This window comes from Neiella marina (assembly GCF_002165625.1).
Lineage (GTDB): Bacteria > Pseudomonadota > Gammaproteobacteria > Enterobacterales > Neiellaceae > Neiella > Neiella marina.
Genome location: NZ_NGNS01000050.1, coordinates 1 through 993 on the forward strand (window position 1 = coordinate 1; position 993 = coordinate 993).

The 993-nt window shown below is 48.1% G+C and carries 1 protein-coding gene; it reads left to right on the plus strand.

The window, feature by feature from the left end; translation table 11 throughout:
* Window positions 1-993, plus strand: a 993-nt coding sequence (gene tuf, locus CBE68_RS18600; protein ID WP_087507721.1) for an elongation factor Tu, incomplete at both ends; no start/stop codon positions are given.

Genomic DNA, 993 nt, shown 5'->3' on the forward strand with positions numbered 1-993 from the left:
ATCACTAACGTACTTGCAAAAGTATACGGTGGTGAAGCAAAAGATTTCGCACAAATCGATAACGCTCCAGAAGAGCGTGAGCGTGGTATTACCATCGCGACTTCTCACGTAGAGTACGACACACCAACTCGTCACTACGCGCACGTTGACTGCCCAGGTCACGCTGACTACGTGAAAAACATGATTACTGGTGCTGCTCAGATGGACGGCGCTATCTTGGTAGTGGCTTCAACTGATGGCCCAATGCCACAGACTCGTGAGCACATCCTGTTGTCTCGTCAGGTAGGCGTACCATTCATCGTTGTATTCATGAACAAGTGTGACATGGTTGATGATGAAGAGTTGCTTGAGCTGGTAGAAATGGAAGTTCGTGAACTTCTTTCTGAGTACGACTTCCCAGGTGATGACTTGCCAGTTATCCAAGGTTCAGCTCTGAAAGCGCTTGAAGGCGAGAAAGAGTGGGAAGACAAGATTGTTGAGTTGGCCGAAGCTTTGGATTCATACATCCCAGAGCCAGAGCGTGACATCGACAAGCCATTCTTGTTGCCAATCGAAGACGTATTCTCAATCTCAGGTCGTGGTACCGTTGTAACTGGTCGTGTAGAGCGCGGCATCATCAACGTGAGTGACGAAGTTGAGATTGTAGGTGTTAAGGAAACTCAAACCACTACTTGTACTGGTGTAGAGATGTTCCGTAAGCTTCTTGACGAAGGCCGTGCGGGTGAGAACGTAGGTGTTCTTCTGCGTGGTACTAAGCGTGACGAAGTAGAGCGTGGTCAAGTTTTGGCGAAGCCAGGTTCAATCACTCCTCACACTAAGTTCGAGTCAGAAGTATACGTATTGTCAAAAGAAGAAGGTGGTCGTCATACGCCATTCTTCAAAGGCTACCGTCCACAGTTCTACTTCCGTACAACTGACATCACCGGTACTATCGAACTGCCAGAAGGCGTAGAGATGGTAATGCCAGGCGATAACATCAAGATGGTTGTTGAG